This is a genomic window from Shinella sp. NM-101 (genome assembly GCF_021401195.1).
GTDB lineage: Bacteria > Pseudomonadota > Alphaproteobacteria > Rhizobiales > Rhizobiaceae > Shinella.
On sequence record NZ_JACBFT010000012.1, the window covers coordinates 100432 to 125291 of the forward strand.

Sequence of the window (24860 nt, forward strand, 5' to 3'; positions counted from 1 at the left end):
TCCGTAAGGCCGGGTCATTCATCGTTGCGGATCGTGGCGAAGCTGCGAAGCAGGACGCCGGCAACCCGGTGCGGTTCGAACCTTACCATTCAAGCGGGCTGATCTGTCGTGGCGGAGTGTTGTGAAGCTGCTGGACAAAATGCTTCACCGTCGGGGAGCTTTCGCTGGAGCGAAAGACCGCCGCGACTTCCGAAAAAACGGGCTCTCCGGCGATGCGATGGAATGTAACTCCCGGCAATGTCACGACATTGCGCACCACGCTCGGGATGACCGCCACGCCCGCACCAAGCGAGACGTGGGTGAGGACGGCCAGGAGGCTGCCGGGCGCGGCGACGATATCGGGTTTGAAGCCCCCGCGTTTGGCGACTTCGTAGGTCCCGGACTCCTGCTCGGGCGCGATGAACGAAGCGCCCGACAGGCGGGCCGCGCGGACGTCGCCCTTGATGTCGCGATAGAGCGAGGAGGGCGCTGCAAGGCAGAAGTAGTCCCTGAGAAGCGTATGCATTCGCAGCGACCGCGGCATCGCGACCGGCATCCGGACAAAACCGATGTCGACCGTGCCGTCAGCGATCAGGTGCGGCAACGCGTCCATGGGAAACTCGCGGGCGTTGAGCTGGACACCCGGCCACCGTTCCGAGAAGGCGCTCATCTGATACTGAAGAACACCGGCATAGGCCGCCGATCCGACATAGCCGATCTCGACCCGCCCGATCTCGCCGCGTCCGGCGCGTCGGCCCACGCTTTCCGCCTTCGCGTACTGGTCCAGTACATTGCGCGCCTCGGCCAGGAAAATCTCGCCGGCCGGCGTCAGCGCCACGGAGCGCTTGGTGCGGTGCAACAGGCGTGCCGACAGGCTTCGCTCGATCTCCTGGATCTGCACGGTGAGGGTCGGAGGCGCGATGTTCAGACGCTCGGCCGCGCGCGCAAAATGCAGCTCCTCGGCAAGCGCGACGAAATAGCGAAGATGCCGAAGCTCCATGATCGATCTCCGATAATTAGGTTTTACCTAATAAACGGGAAAAAAGGCAAGAATGAAAGGAATTCACGAATCTGCGACAACTCCGGCGCCCCGCATCGAAGGAAAATGAAATGCCCCCACTGTCTTCCAGACCGACACTCGTGCTGCTCGCCGCATCGACGGGATGCGCTATGACGGTGCTGGACACCAATGTCGTGGCGGTGGTGCTGCCGACGATCGCGCGGGAGTTCGGTGCGAGTTTTGCCGAAGTCGAGTGGGTGGTCAGCACCTATGTCCTCTGTTTCGCATCGCTGCTTCTGCCCGCCGGATCCATCGCGGATCGGTATGGGCGGCGGAAAATCTATCTGGCGGGCATCGTGGCGTTCGCGCTTTCGTCCTGGCTTTGCGGAGCGGCCACGACGGCGAAATATCTGTATCTGGCGCGCGCGGTGCAAGGCGCCAGCGCGGCCTTCATGCTGGCACCCGCCTTGGCGATCATCGGCCATACGTTTCATTCCGACAGTGACCGCAACCGCGCCTGGTCCATCTGGGGCGGTATAATGGGACTGACGATGGTGCTGTCCCCGATCATCGGCGGCGTCATCGCCCACACTTTGGGGTGGCGGTGGGCGTTCTACATCAACATTCCCATCTGCCTCGCGCTCGGGGCCGTCGTGTTCGTCGTGATCGGCGAATCCAGGGACGATAGCGCCCGGCGCCTGGACCCGCTGGGGATCGTGGCCTTTACGGGGGCGATGTTCGGATTGACATGGGGGCTGATCAATGGCCAGGCGCATGGCTGGACGTCGCCGGTTGCCATGGCCGGTTTCCTCGGCGGCGCCGTGGCGCTGGCGGGTTTCCTGCTTGCCGAGAAGGCCCAGCAGAGACCCATGCTCGATCTTCGCCTGTTTGGAAATCCCCGCTTCGTCGGCGGTGTATGGGCGATGTTCGCCTATGCGGCCTGTGCGCAGGTCATGGCGTCGATGCTGCCGCTGTATCTCCAGAACGGCCTGGGCCGGACGGCGCTGGAAGCCGGTTTTTCCATGCTTCCGTTCGCCTTGGCCATGCTGGTCTTTCCGCATCTCGGACGCGTTCTGTCCCATAGGCTGTCTTCCCGCGAGATCCTGGCGATCGGGCTGTTCGTCGTTGGCATCGGAAGCTTCATCACGGCATGGGGAGCGAACAGCGCCCATTGGGTCACCGTGATGTGCGGCATGCTGGTGCTGGGAAGCGGCGGCGGCCTTCTCAACGGCGAAACGCAAAAAGCGATCATGAGCGTCGTTCCCCGGGAGCGGGCCGGCATGGCGTCGGGAATCAGCACGACGTCGCGGTTTTCGGGAATATTGCTCGGCTTCGCCGTTCTAAGCGGAATACTGGCGACTGCGGTCCGCGCCGATCTGTCGTCTGCCGGCTGCGGGAATGGGGCGTGCCCGCCGGAATTTGCCGAAGCGGTCGTCGCAGGAGACGTGCGGAACGCTGTTGCCGGCTTGGATACGGCGTCGCATGCCGCATCCATTGCCCGCGCCCTCGAAGCCTATTCCCATGGGTTTTCCGCCGCGCTCCTCACGTCGGGGATTCTAGCAATCGTCTCGGCGTTGGTTGTCCTGAGGCTCATGCGGCGGCCGGTTGCCGCCGCCGTAACGTTGCAGTGAGACCGTTCGGCGCGATGAACGTCCCGGCCGGGACCTGAAACCAGACGGACCCGGCGACTTTCAGCGGCGACGGGAGGCAGCGACGCTGCCGCCGCCGATGCGGCGCAGGGAAATCCCCAGCCTTGCTTCGGCTGCGTTGACCTCCTTGAGCGCCCGGTGCGTGTAGTGGATATGCGCTTCGGCCGCCTGTCCCGCGGCTTCCGCATCGCCCGCCATCACGCCCTCATAGATCGCCCTGTGCTGCGCCCGCAGGGCATCGCGCGTCTCGGGACGCTGGAAAAGCTTCTCACGGTTCTCGATCACGCCGCGCCGCAGCATGCCCGAAAGGGCGCGCATGACGTGCAGCACGACGAGGTTGTGGCTCGCTTCGTAGACGGCGATATGCAGATCGACGTCCGCATCGCCCTCGTCCTGCTGCGAACCGCGTTCGTGCGCCTCGTCTATACGCTCCATGCAGCGCTTCAACTGCGCGCGGTCCACGTCGTTCGCACGCCTGGCGGCCAGTTGCGCGGCCATCTTCTCCGTGGTGGCCCGAAACTCGAGATAGTCGTCCACCACGTCGGAATGGGCCATCAGGTCCATGAGCGGATCGGTGATCGTGGTGCCCAGCGGAGCGATGGAGCGGCTTCCGTCCCTGGACAAGATCAGCCCGCGGTCCTCAAGGATCCTGATCGCCTGCCGAAGCGTCGGCCGCGACACATCGAGGCGCTGGGCCAGTTCGCGCTCGGGCAGAAGATGGTCGCCGGGGCTGAGGGAGCCCTCGAGAATCAGCATTTCGATATGCCGCGCGGTCTTCTCCGCCGCGCTCTCGTCCTTGGCAGTATTATCGTCCACGTCGTCGCCTCCCGGATGCTACCGTTACAATCGTGCGTGCGGAAAAGCTAGCTCTCCGGCTTGACCTTTTTGGTAAAATGATTTTACCAATGGGGAAGCATGGTAACATGCGGTGACCGATCCGGTCATCGGGAGGGGTGTTCAAGCACATCGAGCCGGGCCGCAAGGGCCTGCAAGTCGGTTGGTCCCTGGCTGCCCATTGGCTGCGCGATCAGGGAAAGGGAGGAAATATGACCTGGAATCAAATCTACGATCCGTTGGGCAACATGACATTGTCCACGCTGCTGGCGGTCCTGCCGATCGCCGTCCTGCTGGGCGGCATCGGCATTTTCCACATGAAGGCGCATATCGCGGCGTTGCTCGGCCTTGCCGTCGCGCTCGGCGTTGCCATCATCGGCTTCGGCATGCCGGCGCAGATGGCCGGTGCCACCGCCGTCTACGGTGCCGCCTTCGGCCTGCTGCCGATCGGCTGGATCATCCTCAACGTCATCTTCCTCTATCGGCTCACCGAGCAGACGGGGCAGTTCAACGTCCTGCGCGATTCGATTGCCGGCATCACGCCGGACAAGCGCCTGCAACTGCTGTTCATCGCCTTTTCCTTCGGTGCCTTCTTCGAGGGCGCGGCGGGCTTCGGCACGCCCGTGGCCGTGACGGCCGCCATGCTGATGGGGCTCGGTTTCGCGCCGCTTCCGGCAGCCGGGCTTTCGCTCATCGCCAACACGGCGCCCGTCGCCTATGGCGCGCTCGGCACGCCCGTCATCGCGCTTTCCGCCGTCACCGGCATCGACCTGCTGCAGCTTTCCGGCATGATCGGCCGTCAGCTTCCCTTCTTCTCCGTCATCGTGCCGTTCTGGCTGATATGGGCCTTCGCGGGCCGCAGGGGCATGATGGAGGTCTGGCCGGCTTTGCTGGTCGCAGGCGCCTCCTTCGCGGTCCCGCAATTCCTCGTCTCCAATTTCCATGGCCCCTGGCTGGTGGACGTGGTGGCGGCGATCTGCTCGATGGGCGCGCTCGCAGGCTTCCTGCGCATCTGGCAGCCGAAACGTATCTGGACCTCGACGGGGAAGGACGACGAGGACGCCGCCGCGCCCGTGCAGGTCAAGCACAGCCATTCGACCGGAACGGTGTTCAAGGCCTGGCTGCCCTGGCTCATCCTGTCGCTGTTCGTCTTCCTCTGGGGCACGCCGCAGTTCCGCGCCTGGCTTGACGCGCTCTGGGTCTGGAAGGTGCCGGTCCCCTATCTGCACAACCTCGTGTTCAAGGTTCCGCCGGTCGTGGCCGAGGCGCATGCGGAAGCTGCCGTCTACACGCTGAACCTGCTCTCGGCGACCGGCACGGGCATCGTGCTCTCGGCGATCCTCGCAGGCTTCGTGCTGGGCTTCAGCCCGGCAAGGCTGATAAAGGCATACCTGCAAACGGCTTATGTCGTGCGCTATTCCCTGCTCACCATCGCCGCCATGCTGGCTCTCGGCTATGTCACCCGCTATTCCGGCACCGATGCGACGCTGGGGCTCGCCTTCGCGCAGACCGGCTGGGTCTATCCGTTCTTCGGCGCCATGCTCGGCTGGCTGGGCGTGGCCCTGACGGGGTCCGACACGTCGTCGAACGTGCTCTTCGGGGGATTGCAGAAGATCACCGCCGAGCAGCTCGGACTCTCGCCCGTGCTGATGGCGGCGTCCAAGTCCGCCGGCGGCGTGATGGGCAAGATGATCGACGCGCAGTCCATCGTCGTCGCCTCGACGGCCACGCAATGGTACGGGCATGAATCGAAGATCCTGCGCTACGTCTTCGTCCACTCGATCGCGCTCGCCAGCCTGATCGGCATCCTCGTGATGCTGCAGGCCTATGTGTGGCCTTTCACGCTCATGGTGCCGGCCGAGGTCATCCCCGCCGTCACCCACTAGGAGCAAGCGGCCGGGACGCCCCGTCCCGGCCGCCTCATGTCCAGCCATCGGGAAACGCCCGCGGAGCAGCGAAGATGCGTTTGAGCAACTGTCACAATTTCCACGACTTCCGGCGCCTGGCGAAGCGTCGCCTGCCGGGACCGATCTTCAACTACATCGACGGCGCCGCCGAGGACGAGGTGACCTACCGCCGCAACACCGCCGCCTTCGAGAACTGCGACCTTCTGCCGAACGTGCTGCGCGGCGTCGATGCCGTCGATCTCTCCGTAACGGTGATGGGCCAGAAGCTCGCCATGCCCGTCTACTGTTCGCCGACCGCGCTGCAGCGCCTGTTCCACCACGAGGGCGAGCGCGCGGTGGCGGCGGCGGCCGGCAGGTTCGGCACGATGTTCGGCGTCTCCTCGCTCGGCACGATCAGCCTGGAGGAGGCCCGGCGCATCAGCCAGAGCCCGCAGGTCTACCAGTTCTATTTCCACAGGGATCGCGGCCTGAACCGCGAGATGATGGCGCGGGCCAAGCAGGCCGGCGTCGAGGTGATGATGCTGACGGTCGACAGCATCACGGGGGGCAACCGCGAGCGCGACAAGCGCACCGGCTTTGCCATTCCCTTCAGGCTCAACCTTGCCGGCGTCGCCCAGTTCGCGGTCAAGCCCGGCTGGGCGCTCAACTATTTCATGCACGAGAAGTTCAGGCTGCCGCAACTCGACAGCCATGTGGACATGGGCAGCGGCACGATGTCGATCAGCCGCTACTTCACCGAAATGCTCGACCCGGCGATGAACTGGGACGACGTTGAAGAAATGGTGCGCCACTGGGGCGGCCATTTCTGCCTGAAGGGCATCATGACGGTCGAGGATGCCCGCCGCGCCGCCGATATCGGCTGCACGGGCATCGTGCTGTCCAACCACGGCGGACGCCAGCTCGACGGCTCGCGCAGCGGCTTCGACCAGCTTGCAGAGATCGTCGATGCCGTGGGCGACCGGATCGACGTGATGATGGACGGCGGCGTGCAGCGCGGCACCCATGTCCTCAAGGCCCTCTCGCTCGGCGCCAAGGCCGTGGGTCTCGGCCGTTACTATCTCTTCCCGCTTGCGGCTGCCGGCCAGGCCGGCGTCGAGCGTGCGCTCGAGCAGATGCGCACGGAGATCGAACGGGACATGCGGCTGATGGGCTGCGCATCCGTCGCACAGCTCACGCGCGAGAACCTGCGGTTTCGAGCGTGAGCCGCCGGCCGGCTCAGCTCTCGCGGAACGCGCGGTTCATCTGGTCCATGAGGGGCTTGATGAAGTAGGAGGCGACGGAGCGCTCGCCGGTCGTGATGAAGGTTTCCACCGGCATGCCGGGAACGAGCGTCACGGCGCCGAGGCGGGCATATTCGGCCTCGCTGATGGCGATGCGGGCGGTGTAGAAGGAAACGCCCGTCTTCTCGTCGACCGTCACATCGGCGGAAACGCGCTCGACGGTGCCCGCGATCTCCGGCGTGGTCTTCTGGCTGAATGCGGAGAAGCGCAGGACCGCACGCTGGCCGACGAAGATCTGGTCGATGTCCTGCGGCTGCACCTTGGCCTCCACCACGAGCTTGTCGACACGCGGCACGATCATCATGACGGGCTCGCCCGGAGCGATGACGCCGCCCACCGTATGCACCGACATCTGATGCACGATTCCGCTCTGCGGGGCGATGATGTCGACGCGCTTCAACTGGTCCTCGGCGGCGATCCGGCGCTCGGCATATTCGCCTATGCGCGCGTCCATCTCGCGCAGGTCGCTTCCCACCTCCTCGGCCCATTGCTCATCGACCTGGATGATCTGGAGAGAAGTCTCGGCCATCTTCTCGCGAACGCCCGCGATACCGGCCGTCAGCCGGCCGATCTCGCCGTCGGCATCGGTCGTCTGGCGCTTGAGGGCCGTCAGGCGACTCCTGTCCGTCAGGCCCTGGTCGTGCAGGCGCATGTAGCGGTCGAGTTCCTCCTCGATCAGGCTTCTTTCCTGCTGGCTGGCGGCGCGCTCGGCCTCCATGCCGCGGATCTCGTCGTGAAACTGCTCTATCCGGCGCTCGAGCTGCTTCTTCTTGCTCTCGCGCACGTCCCTGCGGCTCTCGTAGAGGCGCTGCTCGGCGGCGAGCATGTCGGCGATCTCCGGCTCGTGCTTGCGGGCGAGCAGGGTATCGGGGAAGAGCACGCGTGCGTGCCTGCTGCGCTCGCTCTCCAGCCGGGCCTTGCGCGCCGCGAACTGGTCGAGGCTCTTCAGGATGATCTGCAGGTTCGCCTTGGTCATCGTTGCGTCGAGCCGCATGACGACGTCGCCTGCCTCGACGGGATCGCCGTTGCGCACGAGGAGGTCGCTGACCACCCCGCCGACGGGATGCTGTACCTTCTTCAGGCTGCTTTCGACGACGATCGATCCCGGCGCGATCACCGCGCCGACGATTTCCGTGGCCGCCGCCCATCCGCCGATGCCGCCGACGAGCAAGGCGAAGGCGAGGGTGCCGATCCCGATATGCAGTCTGATGGAGCGTTGCAGGCTGTGCCAGTCATCGGTTTTCATGCGTTTGCCGCCTCTGCGTTCTGGACGACCTTCAGGGCGCCCGTTTGCCTCAGGACCTTCGACAGGACCTCTTCCTTCGGGCCGAAGGCCTGCTGGCGCCCGGCCAGAAGCATCAGCACCTTGTCGACAGCGAGCAGCGCGCTCGGACGGTGCGCGATGACGACGACGATGCCGCCGCGCTCGCGCACGTCGAGGATCGCCGACGTCAGGGCGTCCTCGCCCTCCGCGTCGAGGTTCGAATTGGGTTCGTCGAGGATGACCAGGAACGGCCTGCCGTAGAGCGCGCGGGCGAGCGCCACGCGCTGCTTCTGTCCGGCCGAGAGCTGGCGGCCATGTTCGCCGACCTCGGTGGAATAGCCCTCGGGGAGGCCGACGATAAGATCGTGCACGCGCGCCGCACGCGCGGCCTCGATGACATCCTCCGCGCGCGCGGCGGGATCGAAGGACGCTATGTTCTCTGCGACCGTCCCGTCCATCAGCTCGATGGCCTGCGGCATGAAGCCGATATGGCGGGCCATAGCCTCGGCCGGCCACTGGTCCAGGGTCGCGCCGTCCAGCCGCAGCGTGCCGCGTGCCGGCCGCCACAGGCCGACGAGGACCCGGGCGAGCGAGCTCTTGCCCGAGCCGCTGGGGCCGATGATGCCGAGCCCGGTACCCGCTTCGAGGTTGAAGGAAACATCCTGCAGCACGGCTTCCTTCGCCTCCGGCGGCACGACGCTGATGCGTTCGGCATTGAGCGCCGCCTTCGGCGCGGGAAGGTCGAGCCGCCTTGCGGCCGGCGGCAGCATGACGAGCATCTTCTGCAGCCGTGCCCGGCTCTGCCGTGCGGCGACGAAGCCCTTCCAGTTTGCGAGGGCGAGGTCGACGGGAGCGAGCGCGCGGGCGGAAAGGATCGAGCCGGCGATGATGACCCCGGGGGTCGCCTGCTCGTTGATGACGAGCCAGGCGCCGACCGCGAGAATGCCGGACTGCAAGACCATGCGCAGGACCTTGCTGGTCACGCCGAAGCCCGAGGAGACGTCGCTTGCCCGGCGCTGCGCGACGGCGAAGTTGCGGTTCTCCTCCATCCAGCGTCGCTGCAGGCGAGGGCCCATGCCCATGACAGCGATGACCTCGGCGTTGCGCCGGCCGGACTCCGCAAGCCGGCTGCGCCTTGCGGAGTGCCGGGACGCCTCGGCGACGGGATTGCGCGACGCCAGTTCCGTCAGCAGCGTGACGCCTGCGAGGATCGTCGCGCCGATGAGGACCGTCACGCCGAGCCAGAAATGGAAGGCGAAGCAGATCGCGATGTAGAACGGCAGCCAGGGCAGGTCGAACAGCGCCGTAGGGCCGCTGCCGGCAAGGAAGCTGCGCACGGTCTCGAGATCGCGCAGGGGCTGCGCCTGCCGCGCCGTCATCGGCATCGACAGTTGCAGGCCAAGCATCGCATCGAAGATGCGCGGGGAAAGCGCCTGGTCGAGACGGTCGGCGATGCGCACCAGGAGGCGGCCGCGGAGCGCATCGAAAAGACCCTGGAAGAGATAGAGGACCACGACGAGCCCGAGCAGCGCGGCGAGCGTCGGCAGGCTGCGGCTCGGCAGGACGCGGTCGTAGACCTCCATCATGAACAGCGAGCCGGTGAGATAGAGGATGTTGACGACCGCGCTCATCAACGCGATGCCGAGGAAGGCCATGCCGCATCCGGCAAAGACGCCCTTGAACTGGTTGTCGCTCGGGTGCTGGGAAACGGGTTGCATGTGGACCATCCAGGATTACGCAGGCGTTTCAATCAGCCTTGCATAACAAGGCAATGACAATGACGGGGAACGTGGAAGAGAAGGCGCACCGTCGCCGGTGCGCCCCCATCCGCATCAGGCGAAGCGGAAGTCGTCGATGGCGAAGTCCGCGACCTTCACGCCGTGGAAGGTGATGGACGAGCCGTCGTCGAAGGCGATCTGCGCTCCGTGCTCGCCGTCGGTCAGCGCTCCCGAGGAGAGGAGAGCCTGGTAGTCGGCGAAATCGTCCTTCGAGAGCTGGACGACATCGCCGCCCTGCTCGCCCGCCTGGAAGTCCAGCACGGTGTCGCGTCCGTCACCGGAAGCGAAGATGAACGTATCGTTGCCTGTACCGCCGGTGAGGACATCGTTGCCGGCACCGCCGCGCAGCGTGTCGTTGCCTTCGCCGCCGAACAACTGGTCGTTGCCCGCGCCGCCGGAGAGCACGTCATTGCCCTCTCCGCCCATCAGCACGTCGTTGCCCGCACCGCCCTCGACCACGTCGTCGCCGTCGCCGGCGATCACCCGGTCGTTTCCGGCTCCTGCGTCGATCAGGTCGTTGCCACCGCCGGCCAGGATCGTGTCGTTGCCGTTGCCGGCCTCGATCATGTCCTTGCCTTCGCTGGCCACGAGCACGTCGTTGCCGTCGCTGCCGGTGACGATGTTGTACTCGGTGTAGCCGTCGATGGTGAGCGTCGCCGTGCCGGTTGATTCACCGCCCTGTGCGTCGCGCACGGTGTAGGTGACGGTCATGACCGCCGCCTCGCCGTCCTGCAATGCCGTAAAGGCGACCGAGGGATCGGCGACGAGCTTGCCGTCGACGATGGAGAAGGCCGAAGCCGCCGCGTCGTTGGAGATGGCAAGACCCGCGACGGCGGTGACGGCGAAGCCGACGAGCGTGAGGCTGTCACCCTCGACATCCGTGTCATTGGCGACGAGGTCGAAGGTCGCGGTCTCGTTTTCCAGCACGCGGCCGGTATCGGCGACGGCCACCGGCGCATCGTTGACCGGGCGGACATTGACGGTGACCGTGCTTTCGCTGGTGCCGCCCTTGCCGTCCGAGACGAGGACCGTGAAGTTGTCCGTCCCGTTGGCGTCGGCATTCGGGCTATAGGTCCAGGCGCCTGTCGCTGCGTCGAGCTGCAGCGTGCCGCGTGCCGGGCCCGCACCTTCCTTGACGGAGAAGGTGAGCGCGTCGCCGTCGATGTCGCTCGCGGGGATGGTGCCGGTGAGCGGCGTGTCCTCGTCGGTTTCCACCGACTGCGGACCGGAGACCGGGGCGTCGTTGACCGGCTTCACCGTGAAGGAGGCCTGAGCCTCGCTCTTGCCGCCGCGGCCATCGCTGACCTCGTAGGTGAACGAGGCCGTGCCGTTGAAGTCGGCCGCCGGGGTGAAGCGGATGCCGCCGTCCTCGATGACCGCCGTGCCGCCGACGACCGACGAGACGCCGACCACGGAAAGCTGGTCGAGATCGGCATCCGTGTCGTTCGCGGTGAGGCTTGCGAACGGGATGAGGAAGGAGGCCGCATCCTCGTCGATGGCCGTGAGCGTGTCCGCCGCGGCGACCGGGCCGCGGTTGACGAGGCCGTTCACGATGCCGGCGCGGCTCAGCACCGTGCCGTCGGCGAAGGTGATGAGTTCGACGCCGCCATCGGCGAGCTGTCCCTTGAGCAGGATCGTCTGGCCGTTGGCGAATGCGACTTCCACCGCATCGCCGACCTTGTGCAGCACCGCCTGGTCACGGTCGATGTCGTGAAGAACCAGCACGTCCTGGTCGCCCGCGGTGGCAGCCGTCTCGACGATCTCGTCGTTTCCGTCGCCCATGCCGTAGACATAGGTGTCGGAACCATCGCCGCCGATGAGAAGATCGTTGCCTGCGCCGCCTTCGATGACGTCGTTGCCGAGGCCGCCGGCAATGACGTCGTCGCCGTCATTGCCCATCAGCACATCGTCTCCGGCTCCGCCGAAGATGCTGTCGCGGCCGGCACCGCCCAGCACCGTGTCGTTGCCGTCGCCGGCATCGATGCGGTCGTCGCCGCCGTTGCCGAGGATGGTGTCGTTGCCGCCGAGGCCGTAGATCGTCTCGTCGGCATCCGTGCCGGCAAGCACGTCACGGCCGCTGGTGCCGTTGACGACATGGCCGCCTTCGAGGCCCGAGGTCAGGTCGACCACGGTGAGATTGTCGAAGGACAGGCCGGCATTGCCCCAGGAGTAGAGGCCGAACGTGCCGGCATCCAGACCGCGGTCGCCGACCGGATAGGCGAACAAGGCCTCGTCATTGAGATAGGCCGTGATCTTGTCGCCGACGACCTCGAGGCGCAGCTTCATCGGCTGGCCCGGCTCGTACTTGCCCGGCACCTGCGCGAGGATTTCCTCGACGCCGTCCTTCATCCGCACGAGGTTGAAGATGCTTCCGGCACCGTTGCTGGGGCTGCGGTCGAGGATGCCGTCGGCATCGAGCTCCAGCTTGTAGTAGTTCTTGGCGTCCTTGTAGCGGAAGAGGAAGCCGAGGCCGTCCTTGTCCGGCGTCTCGATGGTCGCCTCGATCGCATAGTCGGTCCAGCGCAGCGCCGCCGGATCGTTGTAGAGGGCATAGGTGCCGAGGCGCAGGACATTGACCCCGTCGCCCAGCGGGCTCCAGCCGCGTTTCCAGTAGTCGGACGAGGTGGCGCCGGTCCAGGTCAGTTCACGGCTGGCAAGCTCGGTCGTCTGCACCAGCTTGCCGTTGTCCAGCACCCATTCCGATTGCTTGCCGTCGGCGCCCTTGCCGCCGAACTCGCCCTCGTCGACGATGGTGAAGCGCGACAGCGCATCCGCCGACGAGAAGTCCTCGTTGACGAGGATCTTGCTGCGGTCGACGACGGTGACGTCCACGCGGTCGGTGGAGGTCGTGCCGTCCGCATCGGTGACGGTCAGCAGCAGCTTGTTGACGCCGGTGTTAAGGTCGACGGTCGCCGTCTTGCCGGTCGCGATGATGTTTCCGGCAAGGTCGGTCCACACATAGCTGACCAGGGCCTTGTTGCCGAAGGAGCCGGAGGCGTCGAGCGTGGCGAGCGCCTTGCCGTTGCCGTCGGTGTCGTAGAGCCGCTGGTCGATGCCGGCCTTGGCGGTGGCGGCCACCTTCGTCACGGCGATGTCGTCGAAGACGGAGCTGCGCTGGCCGCTGGAATAGACGCCGACCGTGCCGCCGGAAAGCGGCGAGGCATCGACGACAGGACCGGCGAAGACGTTCTTGTCACCAAGGAAGACGTTGATCGTGTTGCCGGTGACGGCCACGAGCAGCGGGATTTCCATGTTGTAGGGCGAGCCTTCGTTGACGGAGGCAAGCACCGTCTCGACGCCGTCGACGACCTTCACGAGCTGGCGGCGGTTCGTCTCGCCGTCGAGCGTGAAGCGATAGTGGTTCTTGGCGTCCTGATAGTAGAAGAGCACGCCGATCGTGTCGTTGTCGAGCTGGGTCAGCGTCGTCTCGAAGACGTAGTCCGACCAGCCGGTCGAGCCGGAACCGGTGTAGACCAGCTTGTTGCCGGCCGCATCGCTCTGGTCGAAGAGGGCCGCTTCCGGCGCGGCAAGGCCGTCCGTCGTGGACTGACGCGAGAAGACGGTGCCCTTCAGCAGGAAGTTGCCCGTCGCCCCGTTCGTGCCGCCGACATCCGTCGACCAGCCATCGGCATTGCCGTCGTTGAAGGTCTCGACGAGCAGCGTGCGGTCGCCGCGCACGATCACGTCGACCGTGTCGGTCGACTTGACGCCGTTGACGTCCGTGGCCGTGAGCGTCAGCTTGTGCTTGCCGAGGTCGAGCTTGGCGGTTGCTTCCTTGCCTTCGGCGACGACGTCGCCGTTCTCGTCCGTCCAGACCCACGACGTGACGTTGCCGGGCAGCATCGACCTTGCGCCGGAGAGGGCGACATCGGCAAGCGCCGCGCCCGAGGGAGCGTCCGCCACGATGTCGTCGCCGGCATCGGCCATGGCACGGGCAACGCCGCCGCCGACATTGACGTTCTCGAAGACTTCCTGATGGCCGCGGTAGTAGCCGGTCAGACCGTCACGGTCGAGTTCCGGCTTGCTGCGGAAGCCGTCCAGATAGTCGTCGAAGCCGGTGAAGTAGGTCTCCGTCGTGATGCGGTTGTTGTCGGGGTCGATGGTGACGAGGCGGATCGCGCCGTTGCCGCCGTTGCTGCCCTTGCTCTCGTCGCCGTTGCCGGTGATCTCGCGCGACACGCCGTTCTGGTAGTTCACCAGGAACTGGAAGACCGGCTCGCCATACTGGTTGTAGGTGATGTCGGTTTCCGCGCCGTCGCCGAAGATGTGGCCGGAGAAGGTCATGACGATGTTGGGATAGCGGGCGAGCAGCTCGCGCGAGACATATTCGCCGTCATTGGCGCCGGCCTGGTCGGTGCGCATGCCGTAGTCGTAGCCGGCGCCCTCGTCGTAGAGCGGCAGGGCGAGGTTGTCCTGGCGGCCGGCATAGCTCGTCAGCGAGTGGGTGGCGAGCATCACGCGGTAGTCCGGGTGGGCCTCGATCACGTCGCCCGCCCAGCGGATCACGTCGTCGCGCGGGCCGAATTCCAGCGAGATCGACAGCCATTTCGTGCCGTCGGGCGCGGTGAACGTGCTGTAGGTGTTGCGCGCGCTCATCAGCTCCTGGTCATAGGAGCCGCCGAACGTGTCGGGGTTGGTCGCCTTCTGCTTGTCCGGCGAGAAGCGGCTGTCGAGATAGTTCGACGAGTGATTGGCGGCGTTGCCGCTGCTTCCCTGGTCATGGTTGCCCGGCAGGAGGGCGTAGGGGATCTTGCCGTCCAGCTTGCGCAGGGCCGCCTCGGCGATGTCCCACTGGCTGGACTGGTTGGTCTGCGTGATGTCGCCCACATGGGTCATGAAGACGATGTTATGGCTGTCGCGGTTGTCGACCAGCCATTGCGTCATGTCGGCGAAGAAGTGCTTGATGCCGTCGTTCGACGTGTAGTCCTGCGTGTCCGGGAAGACGGCGATCGTATAGGCGTTCGGCCCGGCGACGCGCACGCGGAAGTCGTCCGTCACGGAATTGCCGGCCGCGTCCGTCGCGGTCACGCGGACATCCGAGTGGCCGAGTTCGGCGAAGTCGAGCACCAGCTTGTTGCCGTCGGTCAGGGTGGCCGTCACGACGTCGCCGTTCTTGTTCTGGACGGTGTAGGTCAGGCCTTCGCCCGAGAAATGCTGGGAAAGGTCGATCGTGGCGTTTTCCGCATCCGGGGTGACCATCATGTCCTTGATGGCGACGGTCTTCACGACCGCGTCCGGATCGGTGGTCGGCTCCTGGCCGACCTGCGGCACGCCGGCGGCGTCCGGCGTCGTGGTGGTCGGCGTGGTGCCCTTGCCCGAAAGCGTGCCCTTGCCGAATTCGGCTGTCACGGAACCCTGGCCGAAGCGGAATTCCGTGCCGTTGTGCTGCAGCGCGTCGGACTTGAAATCGTCCGGGACGATGCCGCCGGGACGGGCCTTGCCCAGCACGGAAAGCTCATCGCCGGACAGCACCTTCTCGATGAACAGGAAGCTGCCGAGATAGCCGGAGGAGGTTTCGCCGTCATTGTCGGAGAAGATCAGGAAGCCGTTGGACTTGTCGATGGTGAAGCGCGCGGCCAGCGAGCCGGTCATCTTCTGCGCGGCGATGAATTCGCCGTTGACGTATTTGCTCATGGTGACGGAGCCGTCGCTGCCCTTCTCGATCGTGAGGCCCACGCGGTTCCACGCATCGAGGTTGGCGGCACCGCGATAGTCGCTGTTGATGCCGAGGCCGAAGCTGCCGCCGGCGACATTGCCGAAGATGTCGGCGTCGCTGCTGTTGGAGGTGTCCGTCTGCAGGAACGGGATCCAGCCGCTCGACGTGCCGGACGACGGGAAGTACACGTCGTAGACGAGGCTGTAGGAGGATACCGTGCCCGTGCCGCCCGGCGTGACCAGCAGGCCCTGCTGCTTGCCGAGGCGAGGGATGGAGAGGAGCCAGTCGTCGGAAGACTGGATCGGCGTTGTGAGATTGGTGGAGGACGTCATGTCGGCCTTCTCTCTGAGGTGAAACGGGGTCGGCTCGATGCCGCGCCTTACCGTTAGAGAATGGCCTTGCAGGCCGAATGACAGTTCCTTAACAAATCGTTTACCGGCCATAGCGATTTCCGATGGCTGCCATCGGATTCGTCATCTGCCTGTCAGCATCCGCCCGAATATTCCCATCCGCGGCCCGAACGGCCCTCGTTCTGTCAATAGAAGCGGATGCGATGTCGATTGCGCAATTGAAAGCCTTCCATGTCGTCGCGGTGTGCGGTGGCTTCTCCCAGGCCGCCCGGGACATGGCGATAAGCCAGTCCACCCTGTCGGCCCATGTGCGCGACCTGGAGGCCGCCTGCGGCTTCAACCTTCTCGAACGCCGGGCGCGCGGCGTCTCCCTCAGCTCGAACGGCGAGCGCCTGCTGGAGATCACCACCCGGCTGTTCGCGGCAGAACGCGAGGCCAATGCCTTCCTGCGTGGCGAGGCCGGTGCGAGCGGCGGTCACCTGCGCGTTGCCGCCGACGGCCCGATCCTCGCCCTGCCGATCCTCTCGCACATGAAGAGCGAGCGTCCGAAACTCACATTCTCGCTGTCGATCGATAATTCCGCACGCGTCATCGAGCAGGTCATGGACTATCGCGCGGACGTCGCCATTACCGCGCGTGTGCCCAATGACCCGCGGCTTTTCGGCAAGCACTTCCTCAGCATGCGGCTCGGTCTGTGCGTGCCGCTGGATCACCCGCTCGCCGGGGAGCAGAGCGTCACCATGCGCGCGCTGGAAGGCCTGTCCTTCGTCATGCGCGAACGCGGCTCGCGCACCCGCGAGGTTTTCGAGAAGAATCTCGCGGGTCACGCCATTTCCATCGAGCAGATCGTCGAGATTTCCTCAAGGGAAGGCGTTCGCGAAGCCATCGCCAACAGGGTGGGATGCGGCGTCATCGCCGATCTCGAACTCGGCAATGACAACCGCCTCGCCTTTGTGCCGATCGAAGACGCCCACGAGATTATCGACGAATACGTCATCTGCCTCGCCGAGCGCCAGCACCTTCCGCTGATCCGCGGCTTCATCCACGCGGCGGCCGCGCTGCACTCCGCCCGCTGAGGCCGATCGCGATCCTGCCGCGACAATGGGCGCCATCCACGCAATCTCCATGAAACGCACACGAAACCGGGATACTCGAATGCGAGCATCCGGCGGGGTGCGGTGCCGGCAGCGAGCCGGCCAGACGAGGAATGGCATGATGAGACCGTTTCAAAGAGACAGCAGCGCCAGATATCCTGTATCGATCCGCATCCTGCACTGGCTGCGGGCCATCCTGATCCTCGGGTTGATCGCCTGCGGCTGGTACATGACCGGACGCGCCGAGGACGACCCGACGGCCGCGATCCTTTATCCCAACCACAAGCAGTTCGGCGTGCTGGCCTGGCTGCTGGCGCTGGCGCAGCTTGCCCTTCGCTGGCGCTACCGTGCGGTTCTGCCGCACGCGCCGGACGCCCTCAAGCCCTGGGAGAAGCGCCTGTCCCACATCACCCACCGGCTGATCATCGCCTTGACCATACTCACTCCGCTGCTGGGCTACGCGATGTCCAGCAGCCTCACGGACGGCGACGGCGTGCCTTTCTTCTTCCTCTCGCATGTGCCGGAGGTCCTGCCGAAGAACGATACGGCCTTCGCGGTGTTCCAGGCGCTGCACGCCTATAGCGCCTATATCCTGCTGGCCTGCGTCCTCCTGCACATAGCCGGCACCGTGAAGCACCGGCTGCAGGACAGGGGCGGTCCGACCGACGTGCTCCCCCGCATGCTTTGATGCGGGCGAACCATGATCGCGGCCCGGTCCCGTGAACCTTCGGCGACCGGCGGCGCGTCGGTGTTCTGACATCCTCTCTTTCATCCCGTTTCGGCCGGCCCGATCCGGCGGCCTTGCAAGCGCCGATGCTATTCGCTACGGGATGACGGTCGGTTTCCGGAAGGGACTAAGAGGGAATCCGTGGCCAAAGACGGCCAGCCAAACGGAACTGCCCCCGCAACTGTAGGCGGCGAGCTGAACTCGGAAAATCCACTGGGCCCCGCGCCCGGGAAGGTCGAGGAAAGCGACGACCCGTCAGTCAGGAGACCTGCCGACGCAGATGACCAACCGAGCGGGTCGGCTCGGGCGGGCTTGTGATCGGCGTCCTGCATTTCGATCCTCGGCCTTCCTTCGTCCCGCCAACATTGCAACGGAAGGGATACGATGTTGAGGTTCACGACGGCGTTCATCGCCACTTTCGCCCTGGCGCCGATGGCGTTCGCGGCCACCAGCTATCCGCTGAAGCTGACGAGCTGCGGCCACGAGGTCACCATCGAGAAGGCGCCGGACAGCGTCGTCAGCGTCGGCCAGAGCACGACCGAGATCCTCTACATGCTCGGCCTCGCCGACAAGGTGAAGGGCACCGCGCTGTGGATCAATCCCGTCCTGCCCGAATTCGCCGAGGTCGACAAGACGGTCGAGCGCCTCGCCGACAATGCGCCGAGCTTCGAAAGCGTCGTGGCAAAGAAGCCGGAGCTCGTCGTCACCGCCTACGAGTGGATGATCGGTCCGCAGGGGGCGGTCGGCACGCGCGAGATGTTCGATGACGCGGGGATCGCAAGCTGGATCATGCCGACCGAATGCGTCGGAAAGGACAACACGCAGAGCATGGACGGCGCCCGCACCAGGCTGTTCGACACGGCCCTGCTCTACCAGGGCATCACGGAACTGGCCGAGATCTTCGACGTCTCCGAACGCGGCGAAAAGCTGGTCGCCGACCTCAGGTCGCGCGAGGAGTCCGCGGTCCGCAAAGCCAAGGACCTGAACCTGCCCGAGGACGTTTCCGGCGTGTTCTGGTATTCCTCCGCCGACATCGAGATCGACCCCTATGTGGCCGGCCTCAACGGCGTGCCGGGCTGGATGCTCTCCAAGCTGGGCGTGAAGAACGTCGTCACCTCCGAGGAGGAGTGGCCGACGGTGGGCTGGGAGACCATCGCCACGGCGAGGCCGACCTTCATCGTCGCGGCCGAAATGAACCGCCGTCGCTTCCCCGCCGACGACATCGCCGTCAAGCGCGAGTTCCTGACCACCGATCCCGTCGCGAAGGAGATGGAGGCGGTCAGGCAGGATCGCATCCTCACGATCGAGGCGAATGCGATGGACCCGTCGGTTCGCGCGATCTTCGCGCTGGAGAAGCTGTCGAACGCGCTTTCCGGGTTCGGTCTGTCGAAATGAGACAAGGCGCTGCGGTCCATGGCCTCGGGTGGCTCTTCTGGCTGGCTCCGGCCGTGCTGGCCGCAGCGCTGCTGTTTGGAACGGCGGTCGGCGAGACGCGCATCCCGCTCGCCACCGTCTTCGACGTCCTGGCGACGAAAGCGGGCTTCCTGGACCGTGCGATCGATCCCATCGAACTCAGCGTGATCTGGCACTATCGCATGTCGCGCGCGGTGGTGGCGGCCTGCGGCGGCGCCAGCCTCGCCCTGTCCGGCCTCATCCTCCAGGCGCTCTTGCGAAATCCGCTGGCCGAGCCCTATCTCCTCGGCATTTCGGCTGGAGCCTCCACCGGGGCCGTCGCCGTCACCGTCGCCGGTTTCGGCGCGGGGCTGCTCAGCATGTCGGCCGGAGCCTTTGCCGGCGCCATCACGGCCTTCGTGCTGGTCGCGCTGCTGGCCCGCGCCGCGGGCGGCGGAACCGGCATGCGCGGCGCGGCGGTGATCATCCTTGCCGGGATTGCGGGATCGCAGATGTTCAACGCCCTGACGGCCCTTATCATCGCGCAGTCGGCAAGCGCCGAGCAGGCGCGGGGCATAATGTTCTGGCTGCTGGGCAACCTTTCCGGCGTGCGCTGGCCAGACACCTGGCTGGTGCTGCCGATGACCCTCGCCGGGCTCGGCATCACGTTGTGGCATGTCCGGGCACTCGACGCCTTCGCCTTCGGCGCCGAGAGCGCGGCCGCGCTCGGCATCGACGTGCGCCGCACGCAGGTCGTGCTGATCGGAACGGCGACGCTGGTGACGGCGATCATGGTCTCGGTCGCCGGCGCCATCGGCTTCGTCGGGCTCGTCGTGCCGCATGCCATGCGCATTCTCGTCGGCGCGCGCCACAGCCGGCTGGTGCCGGCGACGGCACTCGCCGGGGCGGTCTTCCTCGTCGTCTCCGATGTCGTCTCGCGCATCGCCCTTCCTGGGCAGGTCCTGCCGATCGGCGTCGTCACCGCGCTGGTCGGTGCGCCGGCCTTCGCCTTCATCATGGTCAGGGGAAGGCAGCGATGACCGACAGGCCCGTACTCGAAGCGGCCGGCGTCGCCCGGATGGCCGGTGGCCGCCCGATCGTTTCCGGCATCGATCTCGGCGTGCGCGCCGGCGAGACGCTCGGCCTGATAGGACCAAACGGCTCGGGAAAATCGACGCTCCTGAACATGCTGGCCGGGCTCGTCAGCCCGAGCCGGGGCGAGATCCGCCTCGCCGGCCGGCCCATGGCGCGCCTCAGCCGGCGCGAGGTCGCGCGCTCCATCGCCTTCGTCGCCCAGCAGGCCGAGACGGGTGAGCGGATTTGCGTGCGCGATGCGGTCGAGCTCGGCCGCACGCCGTGGCTCGATGCGCTGCGGCCGTGGGGCCGCGAGGACGACGATGCCGTGAACGCGGCGCTCGAGGCCGTCGATATGCAGCACATGGCTCGCCGCGACTGGGCGACGCTCTCGGGCGGCGAGCGCCAGCGGGTCCATATCGCCCGCGCCCATGCGCAGAAACCGCAGCTCCTGCTTCTCGACGAGCCGACGAACCATCTCGACATCCACCACCAGATCGCCATTCTCGACCTCATCGGAACGCTCGCGGTGACGACCGTCATCGCCCTCCACGACCTCAACCACGCACAGCGCTGCGATCGATTGCTGGTGATGAAACACGGGCGATGCGCGGCCCTCGGGCCGCCGCACGAGGTGCTCACCGCACCGCTGATCCGCGAGATCTTCGCCGTCGAGGCCGAACTCATTCCCCATCCGTCCGGCGGCCGGCCGGTCTTCGCCTTCCAACGCCTTGCCTGAAAGGACACTCCATGCTGCTCCGACTGACCCTTCTTCTCGGCCTCCTCGCATCCCCGGCCGTGGCCGAGACCTTCGAGGTGAAGATGCTCAACCGCAACGCGACGGGCCCGATGCCCTTCGAGCCCGAATACCTCGTGATCAAGCCTGGCGACACGGTGAAATTCCTCGCCACGGACCCCGGCCACAACGCCGCCACCATCGCCGGCATGATCCCCGACGGCGGCAAGAAGTTTGTCGGCAAGATCAATCAGGAGATCGAGGTGACGCTGAGCGAGGAAGGCATCTGGGGCATCAAGTGCTCGCCGCATTTCACCATGGGCATGGCCATGCTGATCCAGGTCGGCGATACGCCGGCCACCGAAGCCGACCTGCCGGCGGACCTGCCGCCCGCCGCCCGCAAGCGCATGATCGAGATCCTCGCCCGGCGCGACGCCGCAAGGTGAGCGCGGCCGGACCCGGGGGTCTCTCCAATCGTTCGGTCAAGGACGACATCCGCGACTACTGGAGCATCCGCGCCGAAACCTACGATCTCAGTCCCGGGCACGGGCAAATGGACATGCGCGAGGCGCAGGCATGGCGAGACCTGATCCGTGACCATCTCGGCCACGGCGAGGGCCGCCGCGCGCTGGATCTCGGTTGCGGCACGGGCACGATGTCGCTGCTGATGCAGGCCGCCGGCTTCGACGTGACGGGCCTCGACTTTGCCGGGCCGATGCTCGAGCGCGCCCGCCGGAAAGCGCAGGAGGCCGGCGTCCCCGTCACGTTCGTCGCCGGCGACGCCGAGCATACGCTCGAGCCCGAAGCGCAGTACGACGCGATCATCGCGCGTAACCTGCTGTGGACCCTGCCGGACCCCCGACAGGCCGTCGGCGAATGGTGCCGCATCCTGAGGCCGGGCGGGCGGCTGCTGGTCATCGACGGCGATTTTGTCCGTCAGAGCAGGATCGAGCGCCTCATGCTGCTGCTCGACGGGATATTCGGCAAGATTCGCGACGGTCATAGCCTGCTGACCGTGGCGCAATGGGAGGAGCACGGCCGCATCATGGCGCGCCTGCCGTTTCACCGGGGAATGCGGGTGGAGGATGTGGTGGCCTTGTTCGCGGGAGCCGGCCTCATGGAGCAACGTCGCGATGGCTTGCAGGGCATACGTCGCGGCAGGGGCCTGCACCTTGCCAGCCGGGCAGGCGCCATCGCATGGAGCCAGCACCGCTTCGCCGTTTCCGCCTGCAAGCCGCAGGAGGGACATATCCGCGAGAGGGTGTCTGACGGCATCCGCGCAGCAACGGACCCTTGGAGCCGGCCCCGCCGGGAAAACGCCCGTTCCTAGACTGCTTCCGCTGGCAGGGCGAACGCGCCCATACGCCTCGGCCCTGCCGGTGACTGTTATCCGGCGTCTGGCTGCTTCACTGCCAGTCCATCCGGTCTGCGCACGATTGCTATACACGAGAAACCGCGGTGAAGGCTGGCCGCCTCGCTCGTTCCGCCTTGCAGCGCCGCGATCTCGGCAGCGACCCCGAACAGATCCGGGCGCGGCTTGACATGATGCCAGCCCAGCCATGTGCGAATGACGTGCTTCGTCCATGAAGGCAGGCCCGCCATGTCGCCGAAATCGACGACATGCAGTTCCCCTCCCGGCGCCAGAAGCTGCGACGCCCTGAGGAGAGCGTCCCGCCATTGCGGGATCATCGAGACGGCATACGAAATGAAGATGCGATCGTAGCCATGGTCCCGCGCCGTCCGGAAGCTTGCTTGCGGATCGAAGGTGACGGCATCCGCGCGGGCAAGGCGCACCCTGTCGTGCAGGCGGGTGCGCGTCACGGCGCTACCGGCAGCCGCCAGCATCTCGCCCGATATGTCGATGCCGTGAAAGCGCGCATGCGGATAGGCCTGCGCCGCCTTCACCAGATTGCGGCCGGTGCCGCAGCCGATCTCCAGCACCGTGCCACCCGCCGGCACATGAAGTCTCTCCAGCATCCTGTCGCGACCGAGCAGGTAGTATTTACGCGTCGCGTCGTAGAAGCCGAAGCGTCTTTGCAGCCGATAGATGCGATCCATCAGCGCACCGTGGTCGAGCGTCGCCGTCATGACCGATCCTTCAAAACCAGAAGATGGAAACCGCCATAGATGGACGAGCGGTCGCGGGCGTGAAGGGCCAGCGATTCCTCGCGCCGGTAGTCCCAGCGGGCCAGGAGCTCCGGCACCACGCGACCTTCCAGCAGGTTGGCCGGCGCCGCGGTGCGGAAGATGACGCGGGCGCCGGCAGCGGCGGAACGGGTAATCTCGCTCCATAGGCCGTTCAACTGGGCGTCGGACATCCAGTCCTGCGCATCGAGCAGCACGACGCGGTCGACGCAGGCATCCGGCTTTGCCGCCAGCCATTCGGTGATCGAGATGTTTTCCACGCCCAGGCGTGCGGCCCGGGCGCGCACGGTCTCGAAATTTCCGCGCTGGAGGTAGGGCGGCAATGGCGCGCTCTGGTCTCGCCCGTATCCGCGGCCGAAGGCCTGCCAGGCGAAGTAGTTCTCCGACAGCGGAAAATCACAGGCGAGCCGTTCCAGCCGCTGGCGCAGAACCGAGGCCATGCTGCCGTCACCCGCCAGAACGTCATATTGCTGCGGGGGAATGCCGAGCCCGAACAACGAGGATTTTCGCCGCGTCATCCACCGCACGAAACGCTTGTCGAACAACGGCGCGATCATCGTGTCGAAGAGCCGGCGCTGTTCGTCCTGGTCACGCGCCTCGAGCAGGAGACGCGGATTGACGCCATAAAGCCGGGCCACCCGATGGCCCCAGCCGATGAAATGGCCGAGGAGGCCATGGCGGTAGAGATGGCGGCGGAACATGGAGATACGCCGCCGGCCGGTGAGGCCGCGCCCGTCCCAATAGGAACGGCTGGCCTCGTCGAGAACCGGGCGGATGAAGCGCCTGTAGTCCTCCAGGTTCTCCCGGGCATCGGCCAATGCGTAAAAACGGTGGAAGCTCTCGTAGCTGGGAAGGGTTTGAAGTGCCGCCAGCTTCAGCCGGTTGAAGGCTATATGGGCAGGATTGAGATCGACCGCCTCGATACGGCCGGGGTCCGCCAGAAGATAGGAGAATGCGTTGCAGCCCCCGGAGGCAATGGTGACCACGGTCTGGCCGGGCTCGATCGCCAGAGCATCCATGTCGACTTCCGGGTCTTCCCAGATCTGCGCATAAACCAGCTTCTGGAACAGGCGAGCGAAGAAATACTCGGCGATCCCCTCGCGGGTCAGCGGCGCGCTGCGACGCACGGCCTCCCGCAACCGCCGGGCCGGATTGAGGTGATATTCCGGCTCGAATTCTTCACGCGGCTGCCGGTGCACAACCGCATCGCATCCGTTCTGTCGCTTCAGCACCGTCGTCATGCCGCACTCCGTTGGAGGATCATTCGGGGATTTGTCGTGATATACGCGGGCAACTGGATGGCACGCTCGCTCCAGCCATAGCCACTGGTGCGGCGCCGCCGCGCTAGCTCCGGTGGAAAGAGACGCGGCGCTAGAGCATCGGGGCGGGAACCTGGGGCATACGCTCGGCGATGAAGTCGTCCAACCGTCTTTCCTCGATCTCCATATAGACCTCTTCGCCGAAATACTCGGCAGTCTCCGCCTTGATTTGGTTGAGATGATCGTCGTTGAACATGGGCGATATCCTCAAGGGGTCGGACGGGCACCGGAGGCCGCCGCCACCAGGGCGATCCGCGTCAGGACACCGAAGCCGGCAATGGCGACGACGGTGGCTTGACGGAGCCGGCCGGCCCGGCTGTTCCACGCCTTTCCCGCCGAAGTCCTATAGGAAACATCGACGAAGCTTTTGTGACGAACCGCGACTCGGCGCCTTCCGAAACGGCCCCCGGAGCCGCCAGCAGCGCTTGGACCGGAAGCTGGAGAAAATAGTGATTATCCCGAGAGCGGGGAAATGGCCGTGATTATGCACTGGATGCCGGGAGCGGCGATGATGACGATAGGCTCAATGCTGTGCAAATTGGAATGCCGGACATTTTTGAGGATATGACCGCAGCCGCAGCTTGTCCAAGTGGAGTGCGAACGAGTGCCTGATTCTTCGCAACCGAAGACCTCATGTTGACCCGAGCTTAGCGAAACAAGTCAAATGTTGACCGGG

The 24860-nt window shown here is 65.8% G+C and carries 18 protein-coding genes and 1 riboswitch; of the genes, 10 read left to right on the forward strand and 8 right to left on the reverse strand.

Annotated features, from left to right (window positions below):
* Nucleotides 1-82: 82 nt before the first annotated feature.
* Nucleotides 83-979: a LysR family transcriptional regulator gene (locus L0976_RS20655; RefSeq protein WP_203317380.1), complete on the reverse strand. Its 897-nt coding sequence runs from the start codon at nucleotides 977-979 to the stop codon at nucleotides 83-85.
* Between the two features lie 170 nt (nucleotides 980-1149).
* Here L0976_RS20655 and L0976_RS20660 point away from each other — a divergent pair, with 170 nt between their 5' ends.
* Nucleotides 1150-2610: an MFS transporter gene (locus L0976_RS20660; RefSeq protein ID WP_234189118.1), complete on the forward strand. Its 1461-nt coding sequence runs from the start codon at nucleotides 1150-1152 to the stop codon at nucleotides 2608-2610.
* A 60-nt stretch (nucleotides 2611-2670) separates the two neighbouring features.
* On the opposite strand, the gene L0976_RS20665 is transcribed toward L0976_RS20660, so the two are convergent.
* On the reverse strand, nucleotides 2671-3444 hold the full coding sequence (locus L0976_RS20665; protein ID WP_203317382.1) for an FCD domain-containing protein: 774 nt from the start codon (nucleotides 3442-3444) through the stop codon (nucleotides 2671-2673).
* A gap of 230 nt (nucleotides 3445-3674) precedes the next feature.
* On the opposite strand from L0976_RS20665, the gene L0976_RS20670 reads away from it, so the two are divergent.
* Nucleotides 3675-5348, forward strand: coding sequence for an L-lactate permease (locus L0976_RS20670; protein WP_234189119.1), 1674 nt, complete (start codon nucleotides 3675-3677; stop codon nucleotides 5346-5348).
* 74 nt (nucleotides 5349-5422) lie between these two features.
* Nucleotides 5423-6571, forward strand: coding sequence for an alpha-hydroxy acid oxidase (locus L0976_RS20675; RefSeq protein WP_203317384.1), 1149 nt, complete (start codon nucleotides 5423-5425; stop codon nucleotides 6569-6571).
* 13 nt (nucleotides 6572-6584) lie between these two features.
* On the opposite strand, the gene L0976_RS20680 is transcribed toward L0976_RS20675, so the two are convergent.
* From L0976_RS20680 to L0976_RS20690, 3 genes are all read right to left on the reverse strand, one after another.
* Nucleotides 6585-7895, reverse strand: a complete 1311-nt coding sequence (locus L0976_RS20680; RefSeq protein ID WP_203317385.1) for an HlyD family type I secretion periplasmic adaptor subunit — start codon at nucleotides 7893-7895, stop codon at nucleotides 6585-6587.
* Nucleotides 7892-9631 (reverse strand): type I secretion system permease/ATPase, encoded by a 1740-nt coding sequence (locus tag L0976_RS20685; RefSeq protein WP_234189120.1) that lies wholly within the window; start codon nucleotides 9629-9631, stop codon nucleotides 7892-7894. Before L0976_RS20685 ends, L0976_RS20680 begins: the two co-directional genes overlap by 4 nt.
* A gap of 114 nt (nucleotides 9632-9745) precedes the next feature.
* Complete coding sequence (locus L0976_RS20690; RefSeq protein ID WP_234189121.1) at nucleotides 9746-15679, reverse strand: Ig-like domain-containing protein; 5934 nt, start codon at nucleotides 15677-15679, stop codon at nucleotides 9746-9748.
* Nucleotides 15680-15900: 221 nt separating this feature from the next.
* Between L0976_RS20690 and L0976_RS20695 the strand changes: the two genes are divergently transcribed.
* The 7 genes from L0976_RS20695 (at nucleotide 15901) to L0976_RS20725 (ending at nucleotide 22050) form a co-directional block, all read left to right on the forward strand.
* Nucleotides 15901-16773: a LysR substrate-binding domain-containing protein gene (locus L0976_RS20695; RefSeq protein ID WP_234189122.1), complete on the forward strand. Its 873-nt coding sequence runs from the start codon at nucleotides 15901-15903 to the stop codon at nucleotides 16771-16773.
* Nucleotides 16774-16909: 136 nt separating this feature from the next.
* On the forward strand, nucleotides 16910-17479 hold the full coding sequence (locus L0976_RS20700) for a cytochrome b (RefSeq protein ID WP_234189123.1): 570 nt from the start codon (nucleotides 16910-16912) through the stop codon (nucleotides 17477-17479).
* A gap of 133 nt (nucleotides 17480-17612) precedes the next feature.
* Nucleotides 17613-17809, forward strand: a riboswitch (cobalamin riboswitch).
* 93 nt (nucleotides 17810-17902) lie between these two features.
* A complete protein-coding gene (locus L0976_RS20705) occupies nucleotides 17903-18913 on the forward strand; it encodes an ABC transporter substrate-binding protein (RefSeq protein WP_234189124.1) in 1011 nt (336 codons plus the stop codon).
* The gene (locus L0976_RS20710) at nucleotides 18910-19950 is read left to right on the forward strand and encodes an iron ABC transporter permease (protein ID WP_234189125.1); all 1041 of its coding nucleotides are present in this window, start codon (nucleotides 18910-18912) and stop codon (nucleotides 19948-19950) included. The genes L0976_RS20705 and L0976_RS20710 overlap by 4 nt, the downstream gene beginning before the upstream one ends.
* Nucleotides 19947-20723: an ABC transporter ATP-binding protein gene (locus L0976_RS20715; RefSeq protein WP_234189126.1), complete on the forward strand. Its 777-nt coding sequence runs from the start codon at nucleotides 19947-19949 to the stop codon at nucleotides 20721-20723. The genes L0976_RS20710 and L0976_RS20715 overlap by 4 nt, the downstream gene beginning before the upstream one ends.
* An 11-nt stretch (nucleotides 20724-20734) precedes the next feature.
* Nucleotides 20735-21166: a pseudoazurin gene (locus L0976_RS20720; protein ID WP_203317392.1), complete on the forward strand. Its 432-nt coding sequence runs from the start codon at nucleotides 20735-20737 to the stop codon at nucleotides 21164-21166.
* Nucleotides 21163-22050, forward strand: a complete 888-nt coding sequence (locus L0976_RS20725; protein WP_234189127.1) for a methyltransferase domain-containing protein — start codon at nucleotides 21163-21165, stop codon at nucleotides 22048-22050. Before L0976_RS20720 ends, L0976_RS20725 begins: the two co-directional genes overlap by 4 nt.
* A 56-nt stretch (nucleotides 22051-22106) precedes the next feature.
* Here the strand turns inward: L0976_RS20725 and L0976_RS20730 are convergent, their stop codons facing one another.
* From L0976_RS20730 to L0976_RS20740, 3 genes are all read right to left on the reverse strand, one after another.
* On the reverse strand, nucleotides 22107-22808 hold the full coding sequence (locus L0976_RS20730) for a class I SAM-dependent methyltransferase (RefSeq protein WP_234189128.1): 702 nt from the start codon (nucleotides 22806-22808) through the stop codon (nucleotides 22107-22109).
* Nucleotides 22805-24106 (reverse strand): DUF3419 family protein, encoded by a 1302-nt coding sequence (locus L0976_RS20735; protein ID WP_234189129.1) that lies wholly within the window; start codon nucleotides 24104-24106, stop codon nucleotides 22805-22807. Before L0976_RS20735 ends, L0976_RS20730 begins: the two co-directional genes overlap by 4 nt.
* Before the next feature lie 130 nt (nucleotides 24107-24236).
* A complete protein-coding gene (locus tag L0976_RS20740; protein ID WP_203317396.1) occupies nucleotides 24237-24380 on the reverse strand; it encodes a hypothetical protein in 144 nt (47 codons plus the stop codon).
* Nucleotides 24381-24860: the final 480 nt, after the last annotated feature.